The organism is Paenibacillus sp. 2TAB23 (assembly GCF_052115165.1).
Taxonomy (GTDB): Bacteria; Bacillota; Bacilli; order Paenibacillales; family Paenibacillaceae; genus Pristimantibacillus.
Genome location: NZ_JBFRGD010000010.1, coordinates 143,382 through 166,986, shown reverse-complemented (window position 1 = coordinate 166,986; position 23,605 = coordinate 143,382). Strand labels below are relative to the sequence as shown.

The 23,605-nt window shown below is 45.5% G+C and carries 18 protein-coding genes; 3 read left to right on the top strand and 15 right to left on the bottom strand.

All coding sequences use genetic code 11. The annotated features are described in order from the left end of the window. Window positions 1-17 precede the first annotated feature (17 nt). The 8 genes from AB4Z29_RS16195 to AB4Z29_RS16160 form a co-directional block, all read right to left on the bottom strand. On the bottom strand, window positions 18-2,021 hold the full coding sequence (locus AB4Z29_RS16195; protein WP_441944068.1) for a family 10 glycosylhydrolase: 2,004 nt from the start codon (window positions 2,019-2,021) through the stop codon (window positions 18-20). A 49-nt stretch (window positions 2,022-2,070) separates the two neighbouring features. Further along, window positions 2,071-3,702, bottom strand: a complete 1,632-nt coding sequence (locus AB4Z29_RS16190) for a response regulator transcription factor (RefSeq protein ID WP_441944067.1) — start codon at window positions 3,700-3,702, stop codon at window positions 2,071-2,073. After that, on the bottom strand, window positions 3,699-5,471 hold the full coding sequence (locus tag AB4Z29_RS16185; protein WP_441944066.1) for a sensor histidine kinase: 1,773 nt from the start codon (window positions 5,469-5,471) through the stop codon (window positions 3,699-3,701). Before AB4Z29_RS16185 ends, AB4Z29_RS16190 begins: the two co-directional genes overlap by 4 nt. An 80-nt stretch (window positions 5,472-5,551) precedes the next feature. Next, window positions 5,552-6,430, bottom strand: a complete 879-nt coding sequence (locus tag AB4Z29_RS16180) for a carbohydrate ABC transporter permease (RefSeq protein ID WP_441944065.1) — start codon at window positions 6,428-6,430, stop codon at window positions 5,552-5,554. Between the two features lie 15 nt (window positions 6,431-6,445). Beyond that, window positions 6,446-7,399 carry an ABC transporter permease gene (locus tag AB4Z29_RS16175; RefSeq protein ID WP_441944064.1) on the bottom strand — a complete coding sequence of 318 codons (954 nt, stop codon included), beginning with the start codon at window positions 7,397-7,399 and terminating at the stop codon, window positions 6,446-6,448. A gap of 71 nt (window positions 7,400-7,470) precedes the next feature. Beyond that, complete coding sequence (locus tag AB4Z29_RS16170; RefSeq protein WP_441944063.1) at window positions 7,471-9,216, bottom strand: extracellular solute-binding protein; 1,746 nt, start codon at window positions 9,214-9,216, stop codon at window positions 7,471-7,473. 296 nt (window positions 9,217-9,512) lie between these two features. Beyond that, window positions 9,513-9,764 (bottom strand): helix-turn-helix transcriptional regulator, encoded by a 252-nt coding sequence (locus AB4Z29_RS16165; RefSeq protein WP_441944062.1) that lies wholly within the window; start codon window positions 9,762-9,764, stop codon window positions 9,513-9,515. Between the two features lie 29 nt (window positions 9,765-9,793). After that, window positions 9,794-10,288 (bottom strand): AraC family transcriptional regulator, encoded by a 495-nt coding sequence (locus tag AB4Z29_RS16160; protein ID WP_441944061.1) that lies wholly within the window; start codon window positions 10,286-10,288, stop codon window positions 9,794-9,796. Between the two features lie 184 nt (window positions 10,289-10,472). On the opposite strand from AB4Z29_RS16160, the gene AB4Z29_RS16155 reads away from it, so the two are divergent. The 3 genes from AB4Z29_RS16155 (at window position 10,473) to AB4Z29_RS16145 (ending at window position 13,232) form a co-directional block, all read left to right on the top strand. Next, window positions 10,473-11,324 carry an aldo/keto reductase gene (locus AB4Z29_RS16155; RefSeq protein ID WP_441944060.1) on the top strand — a complete coding sequence of 284 codons (852 nt, stop codon included), beginning with the start codon at window positions 10,473-10,475 and terminating at the stop codon, window positions 11,322-11,324. 300 nt (window positions 11,325-11,624) lie between these two features. After that, on the top strand, window positions 11,625-12,026 hold the full coding sequence (locus AB4Z29_RS16150; protein ID WP_441944059.1) for a MerR family transcriptional regulator: 402 nt from the start codon (window positions 11,625-11,627) through the stop codon (window positions 12,024-12,026). Between the two features lie 144 nt (window positions 12,027-12,170). Then, entirely contained in the window at window positions 12,171-13,232 is a 1,062-nt protein-coding gene (locus tag AB4Z29_RS16145; protein ID WP_441944058.1) for an NAD(P)-dependent alcohol dehydrogenase, read from the top strand. A 161-nt stretch (window positions 13,233-13,393) separates the two neighbouring features. Here the strand turns inward: AB4Z29_RS16145 and AB4Z29_RS16140 are convergent, their stop codons facing one another. The 7 genes from AB4Z29_RS16140 to AB4Z29_RS16110 all read right to left on the bottom strand — a co-directional run bounded on the left by AB4Z29_RS16140 (window position 13,394) and on the right by AB4Z29_RS16110 (window position 23,536). Beyond that, window positions 13,394-14,239, bottom strand: a complete 846-nt coding sequence (locus tag AB4Z29_RS16140; protein WP_441944057.1) for a hypothetical protein — start codon at window positions 14,237-14,239, stop codon at window positions 13,394-13,396. A gap of 331 nt (window positions 14,240-14,570) precedes the next feature. Then, complete coding sequence (locus AB4Z29_RS16135) at window positions 14,571-15,455, bottom strand: carbohydrate ABC transporter permease (protein ID WP_441944056.1); 885 nt, start codon at window positions 15,453-15,455, stop codon at window positions 14,571-14,573. Window positions 15,456-15,470: 15 nt separating this feature from the next. Then, complete coding sequence (locus AB4Z29_RS16130; RefSeq protein ID WP_441944158.1) at window positions 15,471-16,325, bottom strand: ABC transporter permease; 855 nt, start codon at window positions 16,323-16,325, stop codon at window positions 15,471-15,473. A gap of 109 nt (window positions 16,326-16,434) precedes the next feature. Next, a complete protein-coding gene (locus AB4Z29_RS16125) occupies window positions 16,435-18,126 on the bottom strand; it encodes an extracellular solute-binding protein (RefSeq protein ID WP_441944055.1) in 1,692 nt (563 codons plus the stop codon). Window positions 18,127-18,289: 163 nt separating this feature from the next. Next, the gene (locus AB4Z29_RS16120) at window positions 18,290-19,708 is read right to left on the bottom strand and encodes a response regulator transcription factor (protein WP_441944054.1); all 1,419 of its coding nucleotides are present in this window, start codon (window positions 19,706-19,708) and stop codon (window positions 18,290-18,292) included. Continuing rightward, window positions 19,705-21,450 (bottom strand): sensor histidine kinase, encoded by a 1,746-nt coding sequence (locus AB4Z29_RS16115; RefSeq protein WP_441944053.1) that lies wholly within the window; start codon window positions 21,448-21,450, stop codon window positions 19,705-19,707. Before AB4Z29_RS16115 ends, AB4Z29_RS16120 begins: the two co-directional genes overlap by 4 nt. Before the next feature lie 148 nt (window positions 21,451-21,598). After that, window positions 21,599-23,536 carry a glycoside hydrolase family 127 protein gene (locus AB4Z29_RS16110; protein WP_441944052.1) on the bottom strand — a complete coding sequence of 646 codons (1,938 nt, stop codon included), beginning with the start codon at window positions 23,534-23,536 and terminating at the stop codon, window positions 21,599-21,601. Window positions 23,537-23,605: the final 69 nt, after the last annotated feature.

The following is a 23,605-nucleotide window of genomic DNA, read 5'->3' as shown; positions in this document are numbered from 1 at the left end:
ATTAAATAAGCCATATTTCACATGAAATGATAAGCTCCGTAAGCGTGCAACTCGGCAATACGAATGACAACATGCTGCTCTCCACGAGTGTCGAGACTCGCTTCAGCTGACTCGCCAAGTCTCTTAACCAGGCTCACGCTCGGCGATCCATAAATTTCCACTTCAATATTAAACATCGGAATCGGAGCATCGTATGTGACTCCGTTAAAACCGGATAAATTAATCAATTGCAGCAAATTCGTGCCGTCAGGCAGTCGATTATAAGTGATTTCCACACTGGAATGCGCATTTGTTCGCAACCGTCTATCACCGCTAAGCAAATGATCCAATATGCCCGTCACGAGCACCTTATGGTCCGCAAAGCCATGCAGAAAATACAATTCGCCTGCATTGAAGCCAAGATAGGCTCCTCGTCCCATTCCGCAATCTGAAATCGGGTTTGTCATACCAAGACCATAGCTTTCGGTCATCTCATGTCCGTAAGCGCGCTCGGGCGGACCAAAGGATGCCGGCGCTATAAGCGGTAAGCTCTTTATCGTATCACCGCTAAAATGAATTAAAGCAAATGGTCCGTTTACGATGACCCAATCGCGCTTTCGCAGCTTTGGAAACATCGATTTATTATCGACGAGCACATACCCGGCTGTCGTATCATGCATTACGCCGGCCAGCTTCGCCTCGAACAGCGCCAGCAGCGCCTCTGGCTGCTCCGCCAAAGAGCCTCCGGTCGCTGCCATATGGAGGCCGCGATCGCGCATAACCTCCAGCGCTCTCAGATCACCGGCTGCAAGCTCCGCGATTCCCGGTAAAATGACGACCTTTGCCTCCGTATCGGCAGCAATATGCTCCAGCCTTTCTTGATGGACGACATCAAAGAGCAGATGCGATTCTTTCAGCATTTTAAACACACCAAGGTATTCCTGCCTGGAATTCCGCTTCGCGGACGATGACGGCTTCACCAATACGATGTCCGCGACGGAGCGGAATTGCCCGAACAGCTCTTCATTCTCCTGATGGAAGCGAAATACCTGCTTCACTTTCTCCATATTGGATTGATCCGGATACCCCTTAAACGTTCCGATAATGCAAAAGTCGAGCCCTGAGCCGTTCGCAATATTTTCGTACAGCCGAATTTCCGTCTCATAATCCGAAACTCCTGTAAAGCGATAGGTCAGGTCGATTGCGTTAATGGAGCAATTGCTCGACAGCTTATCGCCGTAACTGCCCGCAATCGGCATGACATTCTCCGCTGATGAATACAGCCACTTTGGATGCGGACGAGAAAGCGCTGTCGTCGACTCATGTCTGACGATATCGACCTTGTTAGGATGATAGGTGCAGATCGCTGCCTCCGGTTTCAGCCTCTTGACAAGCCCATGTATTTGATCCAATATAGCGACCGATGTCTTCTCCTGGAACTCACGGTACTTTCGATACACGGCCGAGTCTTTATCCTCGTTATCTGGAAGCTCCAAGCCGTACATCTCCATGAACCGTCTGCGGCAGCTGGCGCAATGACAAATTCCGTAGTAGTTGCCGCTGTAATCCCAGTTCTGATAGCCGAACATATTGAAGAACACGCCGTCGACATCGTATTCCCGCAGTACCTCCTCCAATATTTCGAGCGAATATTGCTGTTGATAATAGCCGTTCAAACAGGTGTGCACGATACCGTTGTAGTTGACCTCTCTTCCTTCTTTGTTACGATAGAACCAATCCGGCTGCTGCTGGAAAATCGATTCATGAGCCTTGCTAAAGTCGAATCTAGCAATGAACCGGATGCCATTCGCATGAGCCTTTTCAATTGCCTCCCCTAGCAGGTCCTTCGTCAAATAAGGGGTAACGTACTGGTATTGTAATTTGGAAGGATAGAAAGCGAACATGCCGCCGGCGTTCATCATCAGCACATTTGCCTCAAAGTCTTTTAGCTCCGCGATGAGTAAATCCACGTCCAAATCGGCGTCGACTTCACGCAAATTGTTCTGCACAAGCCGGAGATTATTTCTTGACCACCATGTCATCGTCATGCTCCTTCGGTTTTTTATTCGTAAAGGCGGCAGGATTTATCGATTAGTTCCGACCGATATCACTGTTGCGGAACTGCTGAGGGGTAACGCCGAAAAACTTTTTAAACTGCTTAATAAAATAATGCGTCGTCTGATAGCCAGCCTTCTCCGCGATTTCATAGATTTTCCCGTCGGTTTGCTTCAACAGTTCGGCAGCATGCTCCATGCGCTGCTTTAGCAGATAATCACTTAACGTCTGACCTGTCTCGACCTTGAATGCATTCGACAAATATGCCGGATGAAATCTGAGCTCCTCCGAAATCATCTGCAGAGACAGATCTTGACCCAGATTGCGTTCAACATATTGCTGGATTCGAATGGACAGCGACTGCGAACGGTTCAAATTCGAAGCCGTTTGATCGACGATTATACTGTCTAGCGACTGGAACGCCCATGCGCGGAACGTTCCAAGATCCCAACTTTCATGCTTTTCAAGCATCTGTTTGTATAACGGTCCGATCACGTCAATCAGCTGTTTGCCTTGCTTATGCGAGACGAATTGGTAAGTGCCTGCAATGACAAAAAACACTTCCTGGGCATACTCGGTCGAATCGCTCCATTTGCTCTCCAGTTCGAGGAATATTTCCGACAGCCTGGCCTCCGCCTCATTCCATCTTGCCGTCTCCATAAAGCTTGCGAATGTCGGAGGCTTATAAAGCGAATTGATCGATCCCGTTAGCTTAGGAATTGGCAGGTCCGTTATCGTAGCGAACAAACCAGCCACTTTATCCTCACGGTTGCGGAACAGCAGCTTGCTCTTCTGATAAGCCTCCTGCAGCCCGCTTGGAAACAGCACCGTACTGCTCACGATCGCAACCGATATGATGTGCTTCAAATAACGATATGCACTGCGCTGCAGCTCCTTCGCCCTCCTCTCCAGCCGATCGGGCACATGCTCCCGCTTCCAATCTTGCGGCTTAAGTACAAATACGAGCTGTCGGTTAGTTACAGTCGCATGAAGCATAAAGAACGAATCGCGAAACAGCTCTTCGGCGATATTGCCAACCGCATAACAGATCAGTGACTTGTCATTCTCGTTATAACCAGATAGATCATCTTCCAGTTGGACAGCGAAGAACAATGCCTCATCCCCATAAACGAACGGCAGCTCCAATGACTCCATACGCTGATCAAGCTCTCTTCTCGTAACTGGCTTGCCAAGAATGAGATCGAGTACCAAATTGTTCTTCATGATCGGCATATTCTCCCGCATCACATGAACAGCCTTATCGAGCTGCTGCATATTTTGACGTTCTTCTACTATTTCGTCGCGCAGCATTTCTAGCGTGCCAATGAGATCAGCCTCGACAACCGGCTTCATTAAATATTTGGACGTTTGGAGCTCAAGCGCCTTCTGGGCATATTCGAATTCCGCATAGCCCGACAACAGAACGCATTTCACCTTGCGTGACGTTTGCCGAAGCTTGCCGATCAGCTCAATCCCGCTAATCTCCGGCATACGGATATCGGTGATTACGATGTCCACTTTATGTTCGTTAAAGCACTCTAATGCCTTTTTAGCGGAATATGCCTTATAAATCGTTGAGATAAAGGGCAGCCTCGCCTCAGTCACGACATGTTCAATACTGTTCGCCTGATAGGGATGATCGTCTACGATAAGCAAAGTTAACATCATAATCCCTCCTTGATAAACGTGTCCATGCGAGTGTCGACCTCTTCATATCCGATTCGGAAGCGCATCTCCACAAGTAGCCCGCCAAGCGGCGACGCTCTGAATTTAAGTCCTGTTGCATCGCCGTTGTATAACATAAGCCGCTGATGAATGTTCCACAAGCCAAAGCCGTTCTCGTCCTCAATCGGAACAGTCATCTTTCGTTGCAGCTTCTCCAGCTCGTCCTCTGCCAGTCCAGTACCGTTATCTTCGACGGTGACGATCATATAGCCATCTGATTGCCGGCCCGATATACGTATGAAGCCATCCTTCAGCATCGTTTCTATGCCGTGAACGATCGCATTTTCAACCACTGGCTGAATAATGAGCTTTGGAATTGTCTGATTCAATAGATCCTTCGGCACTGTCAGTTCATACGTGAGACGAATGATTTGCATTTTATGAATCTCCAAATAGTTTTGCACTAAATGAAGCTCTTCTGCCATCGCCGTCATGGATGATTCGGTTCTGGTCGTATAGCGGTAGTACTGGCTCAAATGTTGCGTGAACGCAATAACAGCTTGCTTGTTACCCATTTGGGTCATGCTCTGGATAAACGCAAAGTTGTTATATAAAAAATGCGGATTTATTTGTGACTGCAGCTGCTTCAGCGTCGCATCCCTAACCCTAAGCTTGCTGACATATACCTTCTCGATCAATTGCTGCGTTTCCTCCGACATCCGATTAAACTCAGAAAACAAGTAATGGAATTCGCTCTCGCCCTTGATCGCGATCCGGAACGAATAGTTGCCCTGCTTCAAACGGCGAACCCCTTTGATCAGCTCGACAATCGGTATTTGCACGCTTCGGTAAATAACGACCGCGAACGCGAACCCAATTAACATGAGCAGCGCCATGATGAAGTAGAACCAGCGCAAGCTATGATTAAGCGGCGCGACTACCGTCTTCAGAGGAACGAAATCGACCAAATACCAGCCATGCCAGTTCGACTCCGTATAATTCAAGAGGTAACGATGTCCATCCACTTTCGTAATGTCGTGACCGCTCGACTCCAGCTTAGCTGCCCTCAGAACTTCCTTGTACAGTTCCGCGCTTGCCGGCTCAGTCTTGCTGCTTGCAATGACGCCGTAATCCGGATGATAGAACAGAGGCTCGGCAGTTCGGCCGAGAGAGAATTGCTCCATTAGGCCCGCTATATTGCTAGCAGGTATGGCAATCTCCAAGATCAGGCCAAGCTCCTCTGGCCGTTGATCCAACGTGAACGGCTTTGTCATATGGCGAATGAAATAGTATGCTTTCCCGCCTTCTGGTGCATCCAGCTTCTGATAAGACCAGTCCGTATAAAAATGACTTTGAAAATAAGCAAGATCATATTTTCGGTTCGTATTGGTCGCAATGACCGCGTTTGTCATCGGCGAAAACAACGCAAGCTCATATTGCCAATAAAACGACGTGCTCTGCAGCCGTAAATGATGCTCAAGCGCTTCAATGATTTTGAAGTTCTCGAACCTCGGAGCAGTAATCGACTGGCTCTGCAGCATGAGCGCGTTCGGATCGGCAAGCGTCATATAGGCGGACCGGCCTAGCTGTTCGCTGATCATATCGAGCTGCTCCACCAAAAAATGTTGCTGGTTCAGCGTAAGCTGAATCAACTCCTGCTGAATGAATTTCGTATTGACACGGTTGGAATACGTATAGATTACAATGACCGGAATCAATAGAATGGCAAGCATAATGATGATTTTTTGAAACGTATTCAGCCTTTTAAGCATCTGCCGCTCCCCCTGCTCACTTGTTGATCAATACCTATAGTTTACCTTGAAATCGAACAAGGAGCAGATTCCGCGGACAATTAGCCTTTCACTGAGCCCAGTACGATGCCCTTCACGAAATATTTCTGTAAAAACGGGTACACAAGCAGGATCGGCAGCGATCCAATAAAGATTTGCGATGCTTTGACCGTGCGGTTTGAAATTTGGTTAAGCGCAGCCAAATCAACGCCGACCTCCGTGAAATTCTCCTTTACGACAATCGTATGGAGAAAGGAAGCGAGTGGATAATCATGAATCTTCGTCATATAAATAATGCCGTCAAACCAAGAATTCCAGTGCATGACCATCGTAAACAGAATAATCGTCGCCACCGAAGGCATCGACACCGGTATGAAGATCGAGAAAAGTGTCCGGAAATGGCCTGCGCCGTCGATCAAAGCCGCTTCCTCCAGCTCTGGCGGAAGGTTGCGGAAGAAATTGAGCATCAGGATCATATTCCAGACGTTGACGGCAGAAGGTATGATTAGCGCCCAGATCGAGTCCATCAGTCCTGTCCCGGAAACGACTAGATAAGTCGGAATCAGGCCACCGTGGAACAGCATGATGACGATGAAATACCAGGAATAAACATTTCTGCCGCGAAAGCGAAAATTGTCCTTCGACAAAGAATAGGCAGCCATCATCGTAACCGCTAGTGATAGCAATGTTCCGAGCACCGTGCGCTGAAAGCCGATACTGAGCGCCCGTAAAAAGTTGTCGTTGCCCAGCGTCTCCTTATAGGCCGCAAAGGTAAGATCAATTGGGAAAAAGTTGACGATATTGGCTGTTGCCGCGTCCTTCGAACTGAGCGATACTGCGAAAATATGAATGAGCGGCAAAATACAGGCAAGGCTTAACAGCGCGATCAATATATAATTGATACTTTGGAACGTTTTGTATGATTTGGAGTAATACCTCATTAGCCTTCCCTCCTGCTAGAAAATGCGATAACCGGCCAGCTTATAAGCAAGGCGGTAGCTAATAATAATCATGATGAAGCCGATCACCGATTTAAAGAAGCCGATCGCTGTCGCGAAGCTGTATTGGCTGCCAAGCAGACCGACACGATAGACGAACGTATCGATGATATCTCCTTTATTATAGACAAGCGGATTGTACAGGTTGAAAATTTGATCAAAGCCCGCATCGAGCACCCGTCCAAGAGAAAGCGTTGCCACAACGATAAAGATCGGTATAATGGCCGGCAGCGTGACGTGAATAACCTGCTGCCAACGGTTGGCGCCGTCAATCTCAGCCGCCTCGTATAACGCCGGGTTGGTCGCCGCAATCGCCGCAAGGAAAATAATCGCGGAGAAGCCGAAGTCCTTCCATGCGTCCGAGACGATAACCGTCACCCTGAACCAATTGCCGTCCGACAAAAATGATATCGGATCAATGCCAAACCATGCTAAGAAACGGTTAACGATGCCCCCGCGAATGGATAGCACGTCGACGAATATGCCGCCTAAGATGACCCAGGACAAGAAATGCGGCAAATATACGAAGGTCTGAGCGATCCGCTTATACCAGTTCACTCTAATTTCATTTAGGAACAAAGCAAACAACACTGGAAAAATCATATTGGTAATAATTTTCGCAAATGCGATGATCAGCGTATTTTTGACGATTTGCATTCCGTCCGGATATTCGAATAAATATATGAAATGATCAAATCCAACCCATGGCGAATTCGTAAAGCCGAGCCACGGCTTGTAATCCTGGAATGCAATAACAAGTCCCATAATCGGGATATAGTTGTAAACCATCGCGATAATGACCGCTGGAAGCAGCAACACATGCAGTGGCCATGTTTTTTTCCAATAGGTTTTGAAGCTTTTTTTCCTGGGACGAATGGAAACTTTATCTATTAATACTGCCGTTTCACTCATATTCCCTACTCCTTCCGCCAAACCATTGCTTAAGCGAGGAGGGATGTAAAAACATCCCTCCTCCGAATTTTCTATTTCTTCACGCTTGCATACCACTCGTTGACTTCCTTCGTTATTTCGTCGCCTCCGTTTTTCTTCCATTGCTCAACGAATTCATCAAAGAAATCGACAGGCTCGTTGCCGTAAATGATTTTGAGATACGTTTCGTTAGTCAGCTTGTTCAGCAGCTCGCCTTTGGAGATCATAGTCTTGGTCGGCGCAGCATTAAAATAGTTCACAACCGTAGAAGCATTCTGCGAGATGCGTACAAGTCCGGCTTCCAGCATGCGCGGATCCGCTTTCGAAATGCTGATTTCTGTCATGTTGGACGGCTCTGCGTCAGGCTCGTTCAGAAACTTCTCGAACGCGGTATCGCTTTGGAACGGTACGGTACCATTTAGGAACGGAAGACTCAGGCCGTACGTGATCGTGTCGTCGCTTGCGTTTGGCCACTTCTCCTTCGGAACGCCATGCTCGCTGAAATGGTTGCGGTACACTTTGCCGTTGTGAGTGACGTAATCGTAGCCTTCCATCCAACCGTTTCTTAACGTTTCATCGAAGTAAGGATCAGATTCGCCGAAGCTTGCGGCATATATTTTGTTGATGTAACCAATAATCGCATCCACGTTTTTAAAGTCTTTATTGAAAAGCAGATAATCCCGCACCATCGTTTTTTCCGCACGCGCCTGCTGGCCGTCCGCGCCAGCAGGCAGCGGATAAGCTTTAAATCCTGGTACGCCGCTGAGCGGATAACCATTCATCCAAGCAGGTCCGAAAATGATGCCAGCTTGACCGCTTGAGGCCATTTCACCCGCTTTGCCCGGGTCCTTAATACCCGCTTCCGGATCAATGTAGCCCTTCTCGTGCCACTCCCTCATTTGAGCAAGAAAGCTTTTGATGCTCGGCTGTATGCCGTTGTAAATGAGTTGTCCGCTTTCATCCGGATTCCAATACTCCCAGATGTACTTCGAAGGCATTGCATGACCAAATGCGCCTACGAGTCCGTCGCCGCTGGACATCCAATTGTAAGGGCTTTCTTTTAATGAAATGGCTAGTCCGAGCGTATCCTTGACGCCGTTACCGTCAGGATCTTCCTCCGTAAAGGCGCGAATAACCTCCGTAAACTCGTCGATCGTTTTCGGAGCGTTGAGCTCCAGCTTTTGCAGCCAATCCTCGCGTACCCACATGACAGTCCCTTCATCCATCGCATACAGATTCGGAAGGCCGTAGATTTTGCCGTCGCGTGTCACCGGATACAAAACGTCCGGATATTTCTCGTAAATCGCTTTCACATTATCAGACAGATATTTGTCGATATAATCATCAAGCGGCTGCACTTTGCCTGCCGATATTAGATCGCTCGCCATCTCAACCTTTGACGTGAACACGTCCGGCAGCTTTTGGTTGCCTGCCATCATCAGCCTCAGCTTCGTTTGGTAATCCTCCAAATTCGGCGTTACGAAATCAAAGCTCAAATCGATGCCCATGCTCTCCCGCAGCCAGCGGGTATGGAAATTATCCTCGATCGTTTCTCCCTCTTTAAATTCGTTTTCCCCTTGCGCCGTCCAGCGATAGCCCGTCGTTACCTTGATCGGCGGATCAAATTTGAAATCTTTCGGATTCGTAAGCACTGGGCTTTCAGCATTCGCCTCGTTTTCATTATTCGGCGATTGGTTGCCGTTCGAATTACCCGCGGCTCCTGAACAGCCTGTAATCGCAAGGATGACGCCTAACGATGCCAATAGTGTTTTTGCTGCAGCTTTTGCGTTTGATGCCAATGTCATTTCCCCCTCTTTGACTGTTTTGCTATTGCACCTTTATTGTAGACTCGCCTCTAACTCATTCACATACAACAGTTTTTAGATCATAACAGTTTCTTTAGGCGGATTCATGCGATTATCAGGACAAGGACATGGCATGTTCGTTTCACTGAACGAGATCTGCGTTTTGACAAGCATTTTTCCCTATAAAATAAAAAAGCCGCGATATACGCGGCACTTAGTCGTATATGTTCTTTTCACCCGACATGTATACCTCATAAATGAGATGTTATAACGAGACTTTGATCTGTGCTTCACTCGATTTGCTCATATGTTTCCTTCAGACGCTTTATGTCCATCTTAGGCGGATAACCAAACATGCGGGAATACTCACGGCTAAACTGGGATGAACTTTCATATCCAACCCGGTACGCAACCTCTGTAGCATCTGCTGACTCCATTAACAATAGGCTGCGGGCTTCTTGCAGCCGCAGCTGCTTTTGGAATTGAATCGGGCTCATCGCAGTGATTTCTTTAAAGTGCCGGTGGAACGTAGAAACGCTCATACTCGCGACTTCAGCAAGCTCTTCAATTCTCAATGATTGATCATATTGTTCAATGATTTGGTCAATCGCCTCCCTGATGCGATAGGTGTTGCTTCCTTCCATGGCGATTTGAGCAAGGGATGCGCCATATTGCCCTTGAAGGAGCCTATAAATGATCTCTTTCTTATGTATGGGGGCAAGATAGGGTATAGCACTTCATTCTGGCTTAGATTGAGTTTCAAGCTTAAGTAGGGCTCATCAGGTGAAGCCTTTATAACCTGTCCGATTACCGGAAGCTTCATAGATGTTATTAGATAGTGGGAGGGACCATATTCTAGCCGCTCCTCTGCAAGGAAAATTTCTTTCAACCCTTGAGTAACAAAACAAAAGGAAGGATTAAATACACGGTAGGCTGTCACATTCACTTTATCAGAACGAATAAGAAACAGCGAAGGGATTGTTGTCTGTACTACCCCTGAATGTTTACAATGACGTGTGATTAGTGTCGTAATGTTATCCTGTCTCATTTTTATTTCTTCAATCATCGGCTTCTCCTTGATCCTTCATTTTTCTTATTATAAGCCTTTTGTCTGATGATAAGGAATAACACTGAGAGGATTAGGCAATCATTTGAGACGAATGATGTATCCGTACTATGTTTTGGAATACATAATTAAGACATGCCCTACAGTGCTACTGTAAAGAAATGAATGGTAATGGAGGTTCATCATGCAGAAAGTCATTTTGAACAATGGCGTTGAAATGCCTGTACTCGGTTTTGGTGTTTTTCAGATTGCTGATCCAAATGAATGTGAACAAAGCGTTTATGACGCTATTATGGCGGGATATCGGCTGATTGATACCGCTGCCTCTTATATGAATGAAGAAGCGGTTGGCAGAGCGATCAAACGGAGTGGCGTGGCAAGAGAAGAATTATTTGTCACGACGAAACTTTGGGTTCAGGATACTGGCTACGAACGCACCAAACGAGCATTTGAAAAATCATTGAAAAGACTGCAATTGGATTATTTGGATTTGTATTTAATTCATCAGCCATTCGGCGATGTGCATGGCTCTTGGCGTGCGATGGAGGAATTGAACCGTGAAGGAAAAGCACGCGCAATTGGCGTTAGCAACTTCCATCCGGACCGTCTGATCGATCTGATTCTTCATAATGAAATCGTTCCTGCCGTAAATCAGGTTGAAACGCACCCCTTCAACCAACAAATCGAAAGTGCGAAATTCATGAAAGAAAACAATGTTCAAATCCAATCCTGGGCGCCTTTCGCCGAAGGAAAAAACAACTTGTTTCAGAATGAGGAATTACGCTCCATTGCAGAAAAATATAAAAAATCCGTTGCTCTGGTCGTTTTACGCTGGTTGACGCAACGGGAAGTCGTTGTCATTCCCAAGTCCGTCCGGAAAGAAAGAATTACCGAAAACTTTGACATCTTTGATTTTGAATTAGGGCAAGAGGATTTAGATTCCATTGCAGCATTAGATACGAATCAAAGCTTGTTCTTTTCGCATCGCTATCCTGAAATGGTGAAATGGATTGGTACACGTAAACTAGATATCTAGCCAATGCAAAATCTATTGGATACCATCTGATCACTTCGCAGCTATAACTTGATAACCTCAAAGAAACATAAAGGATACAAAATAAGAACGCCGGTTGTCAGTCTGAACGTGACAACCGGCGTTCTTATTCGCATGTCCTCATATTCATTAGTCTCGTTATAGTCACTAATAAAATAGTATAATCCTCGAAATAGACGATAAATCGATGTTGCATTAAAGTACACTTTAAGGTCCATAATAAGCGTTGGGGATTCATTGTTAAAAGAACAAAATATATTCTAAAAATGATGGAGTGATACTATGGAAATTCATATAAAAGAAGCAGCAGAAAAGATAGGTTTGCCTGCACATACGCTCCGATATTATGAACAAGAAGGTCTTCTGCCTTTTATAAAAAGAGATGAACACGGAAATCGTATTTTTAACGAATCGGATTTATTATGGTTAGAGCTTATTATATGTTTACGGAAAACGGACATCCCTCTTTCTGAATTACGTGCGATCGTGGAACTGACTAAAGAGGGAGACAGCACAGCCTTGCAGCGCAAACAGATACTTGAAAAGCATAAAGAGAAAATGATGGAGAAAAAAAGAGACTTGGATGACGCTTTTAGCAAAATCGAATTAAAAATAGGATATTACGATGAGATAGAAAAGAATTACAACAAAGAAAGATTAAATAAGAGCAGCCTTGTAAAATGAAGTGAACAGTATAATCTCTCCTTCCAAACGATTATTTTTCAAAAAAAACTTGCCTTCAAGTCAACATTAAGGCTTAAGCTATTTTTGCGGCTCGTAAATACATTCAAATTATTATTCACAAAAGAAAGGATTGTGTAATCTTATATGTGCAACAATCATAAAGGCATCATCACGACAAAAGTTTTAAGTGTCCCAAGTGCAAAAGCACCATTTGAAAAGACCACTATTGAACGGAGAGAATTACGGCCAAACGACATCTTGATCGATATAAAGTATAGCGGCATTTGCCACTCGGATATTCACAGTGCATTCGGTGAATGGGGTGGCGGCATCTTCCCAATGGTTCCTGGCCATGAAATTGCCGGAGTCGTAGAGGCGGTAGGAAGCGAAGTGACCAAATATGTGGTTGGTGACCGCGTTGGCGTTGGATGCTTCGTTGACTCCTGCGGAGCATGCGAATACTGCCTTAGCGGAGAAGAACAATATTGCACGAAGGGAGTAATCAACACCTATAACAGCCTAGACTACGATGGCAATCCAACTTACGGAGGATATAGCCAAAAAATAGTTGTAACGGAAGGATTCGTTGTCCGTATTCCAGACGGTCTGGATTTGGACGTCGCAAGCCCGCTATTATGTGCAGGCATTACCACGTACTCTCCTTTAAAACACTGGAACGTTGGCCCCGGCAAGAAGGTTGCCATTGTGGGAATGGGCGGCCTTGGTCATGTAGCGATCCAATTTGCTCATGCGATGGGTGCTGAAGTGACCGTATTGAGCCGCTCTAATAATAAGAATGAGGAAGCTTTGAAATTTGGCGCTGATCATTACTTTGCGACAAGTGACCCCCATACATTTGACGAATTAGCAGGCCGTTTTGATCTCATCTTAAACACCGTGTCTGCGAATCTAGACGTTGATGCGTATTTGTCTCTGCTTCGCATTAACGGGACGCTCGTAAACGTTGGAGCACCGGCTGAACCTGATCACTATCATGTTTTTTCATTAATTATGGGTCGTCGCAGCATTGCAGGCTCGCTCGTTGGCGGGATTCGTGAAACGCAGGAAATGCTCGATTTCGCAGCTGAACACGGCATTGCTCCTATGATTGAAGTGATCCGCGCAGAACAAGTCGAAGATTCGTATGAGCGTGTCCTCAAAAGTGATGTGCGTTATCGATTCGTTATTGACATTTCTACTTTATAATTTGCAATTAAACGAATCCGTCAATACCATAGACTAGAGTTAAGCATAGTCAAATGAGCAGGCCACCGATGCGCCTGCTCATCACTGTGTCATTCTCCACTATCTTTTTTCATTAAAATTCCTTTTCGGCAGCGTGTACTCAATTATTTACGTGAGCATGATTAACGAAAATATTCTGTTAAAATTCCAACTAATACTTCCTTGTAATCATTCTTATTGTACGAGGAGTTGTCCACTTTTTTCTTGGCTATTTTTAAGCGATTAAATATTTCTTTTTCAATCTCCCTCCTTGCATGAAGAACCTGCAGGGTTCCTTCTAAGCCCTTGCAGCTCTGATTTTTTCCATATCCTTGGCTCGTATAATAGTCAATAAATCCTTCAGACCATTCCTTTGGCCTTTCCCCTACAGCCTTTCTGAAAGAATGATCGAGATCTTTCTGTTCTACATAGATCAACAAAGGATTCAGCCGCTCCATGATTTCTGCTAGTTCTAAGACATAGCTTATAACGTCTTCCTTATTTGAATCATATTTAATCATCCCCATGGTTACGGGGTTCTGTATAAAACAACAATCAAAAATGAAAATGTCTGGCCCACTCAGAGCACTCTCCGTAAAACCCATCCATTTTCTGGTTACCAACTTCCTATTTAGATCGAGCGGCAATTCATAAATATCCTTTTTGGCAACGGCATGAAGCAATTCATCTGGGATGCTTGGACCATATTCATTATTCATTTTTCGATATTCTATCAAATAATGGTTTCCATCTTTTATCATATTTTTATTCAACATATCGCTAAAGTTTGCATGAGTTCTCAATAGTTCGTCGAATTCATCGTTCTTCAAACAGGCGACTCCATCGTAATCAGCAGGGTGTTCCGGATTTCCTTCTAAAAGCAGCTGTGATTTAATGTTCATTTCCGCAAGGATTTCATGAACGAGCTTGGCAGTTGTTGATTTCCCGAATCCCGGTAACCCCTCAATCAGCACTAATTTAGATCTCATTATTAGCTTCCTCCATTCGCTATTAGGAGGATAGGCAGGCAAGAACCAATAGAGATGCGGTTTCTTACGAAAATAAAAGCGGATACCATTAGGTATCCACAGATTGGGTTTATGATAAACCTTGCCTGCATACCCTGTAAGATTAAAGACAAGTATGCCAAAAAAAATAGTGAAATCACTATTGCAGGCATCATCTCGAATTGTTAATCCTTACAGAGTAATCCACATGATAAGGTTATGCTCCTTTGATTGCATCTCTAGCATTTAGATTAACATTTTGCTTTGATATTTACAATCAAGGTAATACTTATATACTCCTGGCTTGAAGTTACTATTCCTTTACAGAGCCTAATGTAATGCCGTGAATAAAAAACCGTTGCAAAAACGGATAAACGATAAGTACAGGTATCATGGCAATAAAAATCTTCGCTGCGTTAAGCGTTTGATTGGACAGCTCGTTTAACCGCTTATACTGATCCTCCGTCATATTCGAAGAATCGATAACGACGACGAATTGTTGAATTAATGTTTGCAGCGGATAATGATCTTGCCCGGATGTCAAAACAAGGCCGTGAAAAAATTCATTCCAATGATAGACGATGGTGAACAAAGTAACGGTTGCTAACACCGGCACGGCCAAAGGAATATACAGGGTAAGCAGCATCCGCCACGGACCGGCACCATCTACCAAAGCCGCCTCTTCCAATTCTTTTGGCAGATTGCGGAAGTAGTTTACAATTAGAATGACATTGAACACCGGAACACCGCCTCCGAGCACAAGTCCCCAGATCGTATCATACAATCCTAGCGCCTTCACCGTCATATACCAGGGAATTAACCCACCATGAAATAACAGAGTAAAGACAAGAATCCACATAAATACGTTCCGCATACGAAAATCCCTGGTGCTTTTGGAAAGCGGGTACGCCATTAAAGTTGTAACGACAAAGGTGATGAAAGCGCCGATTAAGACTCGCTGAATGGATATCCAAAAGGATACAAAGAACGAGCTGTCGCCAATGATTTGCTTATAGGAATTGAAATTGAAGCCAATCGGCCAAAGCCACACCTGCCCCGCCGCAGCTGCCGACTTTTCACTTAGAGAGACCGCCAGCGTGTACCATAGCGGAAGTAAACAAAGGAAAGCGATGAGGAGCAGTACGACCAGGAGCATAGAGTCAAACAGCTTTGATCGAAGTGTTGTTTCTCTTATCATAATATTGCTCCTTTATTAGAAAATACGGTAATTCGCGAATTTTGAAGCCAGCACATAGGACACGATGATCATGATAAAAGAGACAATCGACTTCAATAATCCTACCGCCGTCGCAAGCCCGTATTGCATGTTCAATAGTCCTTCACGATATACCCAAGTATCAATAATGTCACCCGTTGAATAGAGCAGCGGATTGTATAAGTTAAAAATCTGGTCAAACCCCGCATTCAATACGTTACCTAGACTTAACACGGCAAGCAAAACGATTGTAGCTCTTAGTCCAGGCAATGTAACATGCCAAATTCTGCGTAAACGGGTTGCTCCGTCGATGGAAGCAGCCTCATAGAGCGATGGATTGATTCCCGTCAATGCCGCCAAATAGATAATGGTATTAAAGCCAAATTCCTTCCATACATCACTTCCTACCACTATGAATGGAAACAGGTCAGCGCGTGCAAAGAATAACACCGAATCCATTCCAAACGAATTTAATAGCGCATTAACAGGACCAGTGTAGGAGAAAATATCCAGCAGGTTCCCAGATAAGATAACCCATGACAAAAAATGAGGCAAATAAACGATCGTTTGTATCCATCTTTTTGCAGCCATTAAGCGAAGCTCATTGAGCATAATAGCAAACACAAGTGGTATCAACAGATTGCCCACTATTTTCATAACTGCAATAAAGATCGTATTGAAAAAGATCGTTTTAGTATCGTTCAACGAAAACATGTATCGAAAATTTTCAAGCCCTATCCATTCCGATTTGAAAAAGCCCTGACCGGGATTAAAATCCTGAAAAGCGATTACCGCCCCAAATATAGGGATGATACTAATCAGAAACAACCAGACAAAACCGGGAAGAAGCATGATGTAGTAATGCTTGGTGAATGCTCTGTTTCTCACCTATTCCGTTCCTCCTTCGCTATACATGGCTGGCATGAAGCGCCGGATTGGACCGGCGCGTCAGCAATTGTCATTATTTCATATAATCTTTAACTTCTTCTGTAATCTTATCACCGCCTTGACTTTTCCAATCAGCTACAAATTTTTCGAAATCATCTAACGGAGCGGCGCCCATGATGATTTTCAAGAACGTTTCATCTTCTAGCTTTTTGAGATTGGACCATCGGCTTTCCATGGTTTTTGTTTGTGAGTAAAGCACGCTATATACTTTATTGTAGTTCTGCTGCAGGGTAGAAGATCCAACAAGGAGCGAGTACATGCGGCTCCACACACCGGTGTCGGCCTGTGGATCCCAATATTGGATATCCATATTGTCATAAGGCTCTTTCTTGACTTTCTTTACATTCTGAATATCGGCCGCAAGCAGCTTATATCCGGGATCTGTAAAATCCTCCGGTTTCTTCGTGCCAGACAGAACGTCTTGCAGCGCTTTGGCAGAATATTCACTTTCATCCGTGTAAGACATCGGTACACGAAGTGGATAGTGGCCGACAGGAACAGATATATCAAATTTAGATTCGTCGCGAACTAGTAAATTAAGCATTTTGATCACCGCTTCTGGATGCTCGTAGCCTTTCCTAACAACGACGAACAACGTGGATGGCGCTCCCATATGCGCATTGAATTGACCATCTGCGTCAAGCGGCAGCAAGTAGGCTTGCCAATTTGCTTTCGGATCGTTTTTAATCGCATCCGGCAGCGGACCGTAGCCCATCCACCATGGAGCGAAAAAGATTCCTGCTTTTCCGTTAACCACCGGCTCATAAGAGCTTTTTCGAATACCGATTTCTTTATCAATCAGGCCATTTGCATACAAGTCCCGAAGCTTTGCAAGTGCTTCTTTTGTCTCCGGTAATACAGATCCGTATACGGGATTGCCCGCATCATCTTTCAGCCAATAACCTGGATGTGATTTGAAGGCGCCAAAGATGGGATCAAGACCAAATGTATTGTTTGTGGATTCGAGAGCATTCGCATACAACCTCGCTCCATTCTGCTGTCCGGCAATTGCAATGGTATCCTTCTGTCCATTGCCGTCCGGATCTTGTTCGACGAACGCCTTCGCGACTTTCTCCAGATCGTCCATCGTTTTCGGAGGCTCGAGCCCGAACTTATCAAGCCAATCCTTGCGAATCCACATCTGATGGACGCCATCTGATTGAACTTGAATGCTCGGGATCGCAAACATTTTTCCGTCAAATGTGACTGCCTCATTCGATACGCCATTGGTCTTCTCCATGAAATTTTTGATAGCGGGAGAAGCATACTGATCAAATGCTTCTGTAAGATCCTCTAGCTGGCCAGCTTTCACCATAGCTCTTAGCTGTGTATCCTTAACGACAAGCGCATCCGGCAAGTCGTTGCTGGAAACCGCAAGGTTTACTTTCTGGTTATAATTCGTGCCTGTTGCCGCTTGCCAAGACACTTTCGTATCGATGTTCAAATTTTCCTTCACATAACGAGAATACTGGTTGTCTTCCGGCGTGTCTCCTGCAGGCAGGCTTTTGTCTGTAGGATCTACTTCCTTGCCGTACGTAAGCGTGATGGTCTCCTCGTATTTACCGAAAGGATCAGCGGTTTCGGCACCTCCATTCGTTGATGCAGGAGGAGTGTTATTAACGTTCCCTTCGCTTCCCGTATTGCTGCAAGCGCTTAACAGTACGAGCAGCGCAGCCATAACCGTTAACACATATTTCTTGCTCATTTGTTGTCTTTCCCCTTTCTAGTCGTAATCAATGTGGTCAAGCACCATCAATATAACACGACTTAAATCCATTCAAAGATAGAACCAAGATCGAGATGCAGGGGGATAAATGGACGGAAATTCAGCTTGCCGGTCATTTGTCCCCCTTACGTAATCCATGACTCTACCTTATCTTGTGCTGCTGTCGATATTCACTGGGAAGCATGCCTGTCTGATCGCGAAAAGTCCTACTGAAATATTTCTCATCCGCATATCCCGTATGTTCGGCAATCCAGACGATCGGCTTGGCCGTTTGGGCGAGATATTCCCGTGCCTTATCTATCCGTACTTTGCGAAGATACTCATTGAAAGAGTGTCCAACGACTTCCTTAAAGCATTGGTTGAAGTAGCTTCGACTTAGATTAACTCGTTTGGCGACATCAATCGCAAATAGCGGAAGCGCAAGCTCGTCATGAACAATCTTTACAGCTGACATGATACTGCCGCTCACCTCGCGGCTTAGCTGCTGATTGCCTGTCAGCGTTAGAGCCAGCTTCCTGAAGATTTCCATCCACTCTACGACGTCCTTCCAACTCGTGAGCGTATCTGGAAGAGTCATACTGTTTAGCGTAACGGCTCTAAATAAACGGTTCCAATCCAATGTAAATCCATAGAGCAATTGCATGAGTTTTGGAACTGGCAGCATAAGCTGTCTGAGCCGGTCTTGCATGGCATGAAAACACAGGTCATCATAGGCCCATTTGAATGCATGCAGCATCTCTTTCGCCAGTTCATCATCGCTTTCACCTGGCTTTGCCATCTCTTCTTGCAGCTCATAGACAGACTTTTTAATAGGATGAGGATCATACTCGTCGCATTCATAGAAGAAATTCTTCTGTTTGTAATTTCGCAACAGGTGATACAGATCGGTCCACAATATGCCGTTTGCATCCCGCAGTTGCACTAATCGCCAATTCGGGCCATATGCTTCACTTGGCGGAGCCGGCAGTAAAACTTCATTAGCGTCAGCTTCAGGCAGGTGCTCCTGACTAAGGATAGGCGACCATATCCGAATCTGTCCGTCAGCCTCAATCCTCCAATCCAATGAAATAATATCCTGCTGCTGAATAAGTTTTTCTCCAAGCTCCAGCAGCGCATATACTTCATTTGAAAGGGAAACGTCGCTGCCCAACGAGTGCGGTTCGTCAATCTGATTTCGCTGCTCTTTCAGCATACGTGCATGAATACGTCCAAGCACCTCTTCGAACTGCTCTTTTTCAAGCTGAACCTTCGCAATATAGTCAATGGCACCTAGACGCAAAGCTTCCTGGATATATTCGAAATCCTGATGTAAGGTCAGTACGGCGATTGCCACCTCTGGATAACGCTTGCGGACGATGCGAATCAACTCGATTCCTGACATGACCGGCATTGCCAGATCAGTCATCATTAACTCCACCCGATTAGCCTTTAGAAATTCGAGCGCCTTTTCTCCGTTCGCTGCCTCCCCGACGACTCTCATTCCGAATGATTCCCAAGGCATAACGGACATCAGCCCCTTACGCACAAGCTTGTCGTCATCAACGATGAGCACATCAATCATGACTGATTATCCTCCCTCTTAACGGGAATTTGAATGACAATAACTGTACCTTTGCCAAGCTCGCTTGATACAGTAAGAGTTGCATGACCATCATAATGAGATTCCAGCATCCGCTTTACGTAGTTCATCCCGATTCCCATCCCTACCCGGTGGCGTTCGGTATGCTCTTGCTCCAGCAATGCAAGAATCGTTTCATCGGAGATGCCTCCACCGTTATCCCTAATCTCAATTTCAAGGCGATCGCGCATGATGACATCGACCTCAATTCTTCCATCGTCCTCCAGCCCATGGTACAGCGCATTTTCAACCAACGGCTGCAGTATAAATCGTGGAACAGACATATCGAGCAGTTCATCGTCTACCTGTATACGAACATCAAAATGAAAATCGTATCGAATTTGCTGGAGAATAAGATATTGCTTGAGTGAGTCGATCTCTTCCCTTATCGTCGAGCTGCTATTTCCTTTGCCAAGGTTGTAATAAAGAAGCTTGTTCAGTGAAGTGACAAGCCGATCAATTTCTTCCTGTCCGTTCATGACGGCAAGCCAATGAGCCGTGTCCAGTGTATTCATCAGAAAATGCGGATTAATCTGATAGAGAAGCTTCTCAATCTCCAGATCCGCCCTGCGCTTTTCCTTGATCTCTACCTCCGAGTAGAGATGTGCGATTTGAACCTTCATATGCTGAAATTGGGTTAACAGCGATTCAAATTCTGGTATTCGTGATTGGGTCGTTACGGCATTGAAATTACTGTTTGCCATCCATCTGATCTCTTTGTTGAATTTGGAGAGAGGGCGATAAACCATCTTCCAGAGCAGCCATCCGATAGCTACGCTGACTGCTGCAAAGAGAACAGCCAACACTAGCATCTGCATGACCCAGCGATTCTTCTCCCTGTTGTAGTCGGATTTGGCAATGAGAGAGACAACGCTCCATCCTTGATTGCTAATTTGGCGATACCAATAATAATCGAAAGTTACTCCGGTTGCCAAAGCCGGGGATTCCAAGCCTGGAAACAATGAATTCTCAGGAAATACGTCATTTAACTCGCTATAGGAAATTCGTCCGTTATTATCCAAAATCAAATGGTCCGTATGTTTGCTGACCCCATCAAGATCAAGCACGCTCTGTGTTAATTTAAAACCGGATTCAATATAGACATAAGCGTCTTCACGCTCAGGCAGCTCGACTTTGCGCAAAGCGGAAAACACATATTGATTATTAAACCGGTCATTGCTCATGTGGGGTCCAAAGTAAGTAATACCGTAATATTCAGCTATGATGGGAAGATTTTCGATATCGAAAGAGTCCTTCACGCCCATATTTTCGAAATGAATGCTGCTGTCATTACGGAAATGATACATCGTCAACCCAATATTCGGATTCGTGAATGTGATCAGATTAAGCTGATACTTGATCTGATCCGTAAGATAGCTGCGATCATACGGCTTTTCTGCTGTCAGGAACAATTCCAACTGTTTGCCTATGTTTCCTTCAAAGGCAAGCTGCTGAGAAACGTGATTCAGATTACTCAGCGTATTCTCAAACGACAGCCTTACCTGCTTCAGGTTACTCTGAATGCCGGCTTGCAGCTTCGTGTTCAGAATCGAAGTAATGGTGTTATAAGAAACATAGCAGGTTAAGATGAAAGGAATTAGCGTCGCGGCAGCAAAAAGCAAGAGAATCCGATTTTTCAATGTCATACGATCCATATGTGACTTTCGTTCATTCTCCTTCTTCATGTTCTCATCTCCATCTTGGAAAACTACCGAAAGATCCCTGGATGGCTCATCCAGGGATCTTTCGCATTTTTTTGCTTTGAAAAAAAAGCATGATAAACCGCTTTGAAACAAAGATGTTTTATGAACCTCTAATCATCCGAATCTATGATCAGTATCGCAACCAAACATTCATTTCACCTGCTTGGCGATTTCCCCATAAATAATAAGGGATCGCCTTGAAACGAACCGGCTTGGTCTGCTTGCGGAGCGGTTGATACGGCTGGTTCTCCGTCCACGCAGATCCATCCACCACCTGCCCGTCACCCTCCACAACAATGAAACCGCCTAACAAGTCAGCAGCTGTGCACTCCGTCAATTTCGGCTCTCCAGCTAATGATAATGAAGCAATCGGCAATCCATTATCCGCTTCTTCGACGCAATATACGAGAGGACCTCGTTGGATGGCTGCCTTCCCGGCATCCGCCCTGATCTGCGGATTGGCGGCAATCAATTTCGTCTCCAGCGGCAGCAGCCAAGTAATCGTATCGCCATCCGACCAGCTTCGCTCAACCTTCGCATAACCATTTTCCACTGGGTATTCTAGGTCGGTTCCGTTCACTCGCAATACTGGGCGTCCATCTTGAAACCAGTTGGGGATTCGCAGCGCAAGTTCGAATGCGGCACTGTCAGCATCGCCAGATAACGAGATGGTGAATTCGATCTTGCCGTTCCATGGCAATTCAGAGCGCTGACGCAACGTCACCTGGCAGCCACCAGACGCAAAACCGATTTCGCTGCCAATAAAAAGGTGAGTGTAGACTTTATTTCCGTCATCGCTGACATCGTAAATATAATCACTAAGCGAACTGAGAAGCCGAGCTACGTTAGGCGGGCAGCAGGAGCAGCCAAACCATGGTTGACGCACAGGCTTCACGTGAAACTTATCGGGATTTTTGGAGCTTGCCTCCGGCCAAACTTCTAGCGGGTTTACATAGAAGAAATGCTTGCCATCCTTGGACATGCTGCCTAGCACATTGTTGTATAGAGCTCTCTCCATCACATCCGCGTACTCGCTTTTGGCTTCCAGCTGCAGCATCCGACGTGCCCAGAAGATCAAGCCGATTGAGGCGCATGTCTCTGCATACACGGTATCATTAGGCAGATCGTAATCGAACGAGAAAGCTTCTCCAAGATGAGTCGCCCCGATCCCGCCTGTGATATACATCTGCTTGCGTGTCGTATTTTCCCATAACCGCTCGCAAGCTTTGCGCAGCTCGTCGTCATCGGTAAGGCGCGCAAGATCAGCCATTGCTGTGTACATATAGACGGCCCGCACGGAATGACCCACCGCAACGGATTGCTCTCGTACGGGTTGATGACTTTGATACACTTCAAGATTAGGCGTTCCTTCCGACCAAATACTAATCTTGCCCCGGCGTTCCCATTCTTCGATGAAATAGCTTGGTTTGCTTCCCCGCTCATCAATGAAATATCGGCTTAGAGTCAAAAATCGTTCTTCACCCGTAACCTCATATAGCTTGACCAGAGCCAGTTCAATTTCTTGATGCCCGCAATATCCACGGATTTGATCTGGTTGTGTTCCGAACATACGGTCAATGAGATCGGTGAATCGGCGTGCAATGTCAAGCAGCTTGCTCTTGCCCGAAGCCTGATAATAAGCAACAGCCGCTTCGATCAAATGGCCTGCACAATAAAGCTCATGGGCTTCGTGAAGATTTGTCCACTGTTTTCCCGGCTCCTTAACCGTATAGTAAGTGTTTAAATAGCCATTCTCATGCTGAGCTTGTCCAATCAGATCGATAGCGCCGTCTGCTATTTTCTCTAATTCAGGGTCAGGATGATGCCTGAGCGAAAATGCAACCGCCTCCAACCATTTGTATAGGTCACTGTCCTGAAAGATCCAGCCCCCAAATTCGCCTTCCTCCAAGCCTGCTGCAATTCTGAAGTTTCGAATCGCATAGCTAGGCGCCGCTCCTTCAATCCTATCGTTAAGTGCTTCCCATTGATAAGGAATGACTGTATTTCGAATTAGCCCTGAATAGTCCTGCCAGAATTCATCCTGAATGTCCACTTGCGTTTGCTGCATATTGATTCCTCCTATACAATTTGACTCTTAACGTTTTCAATTATATGCTTTACTTTACTGGTCAAATAG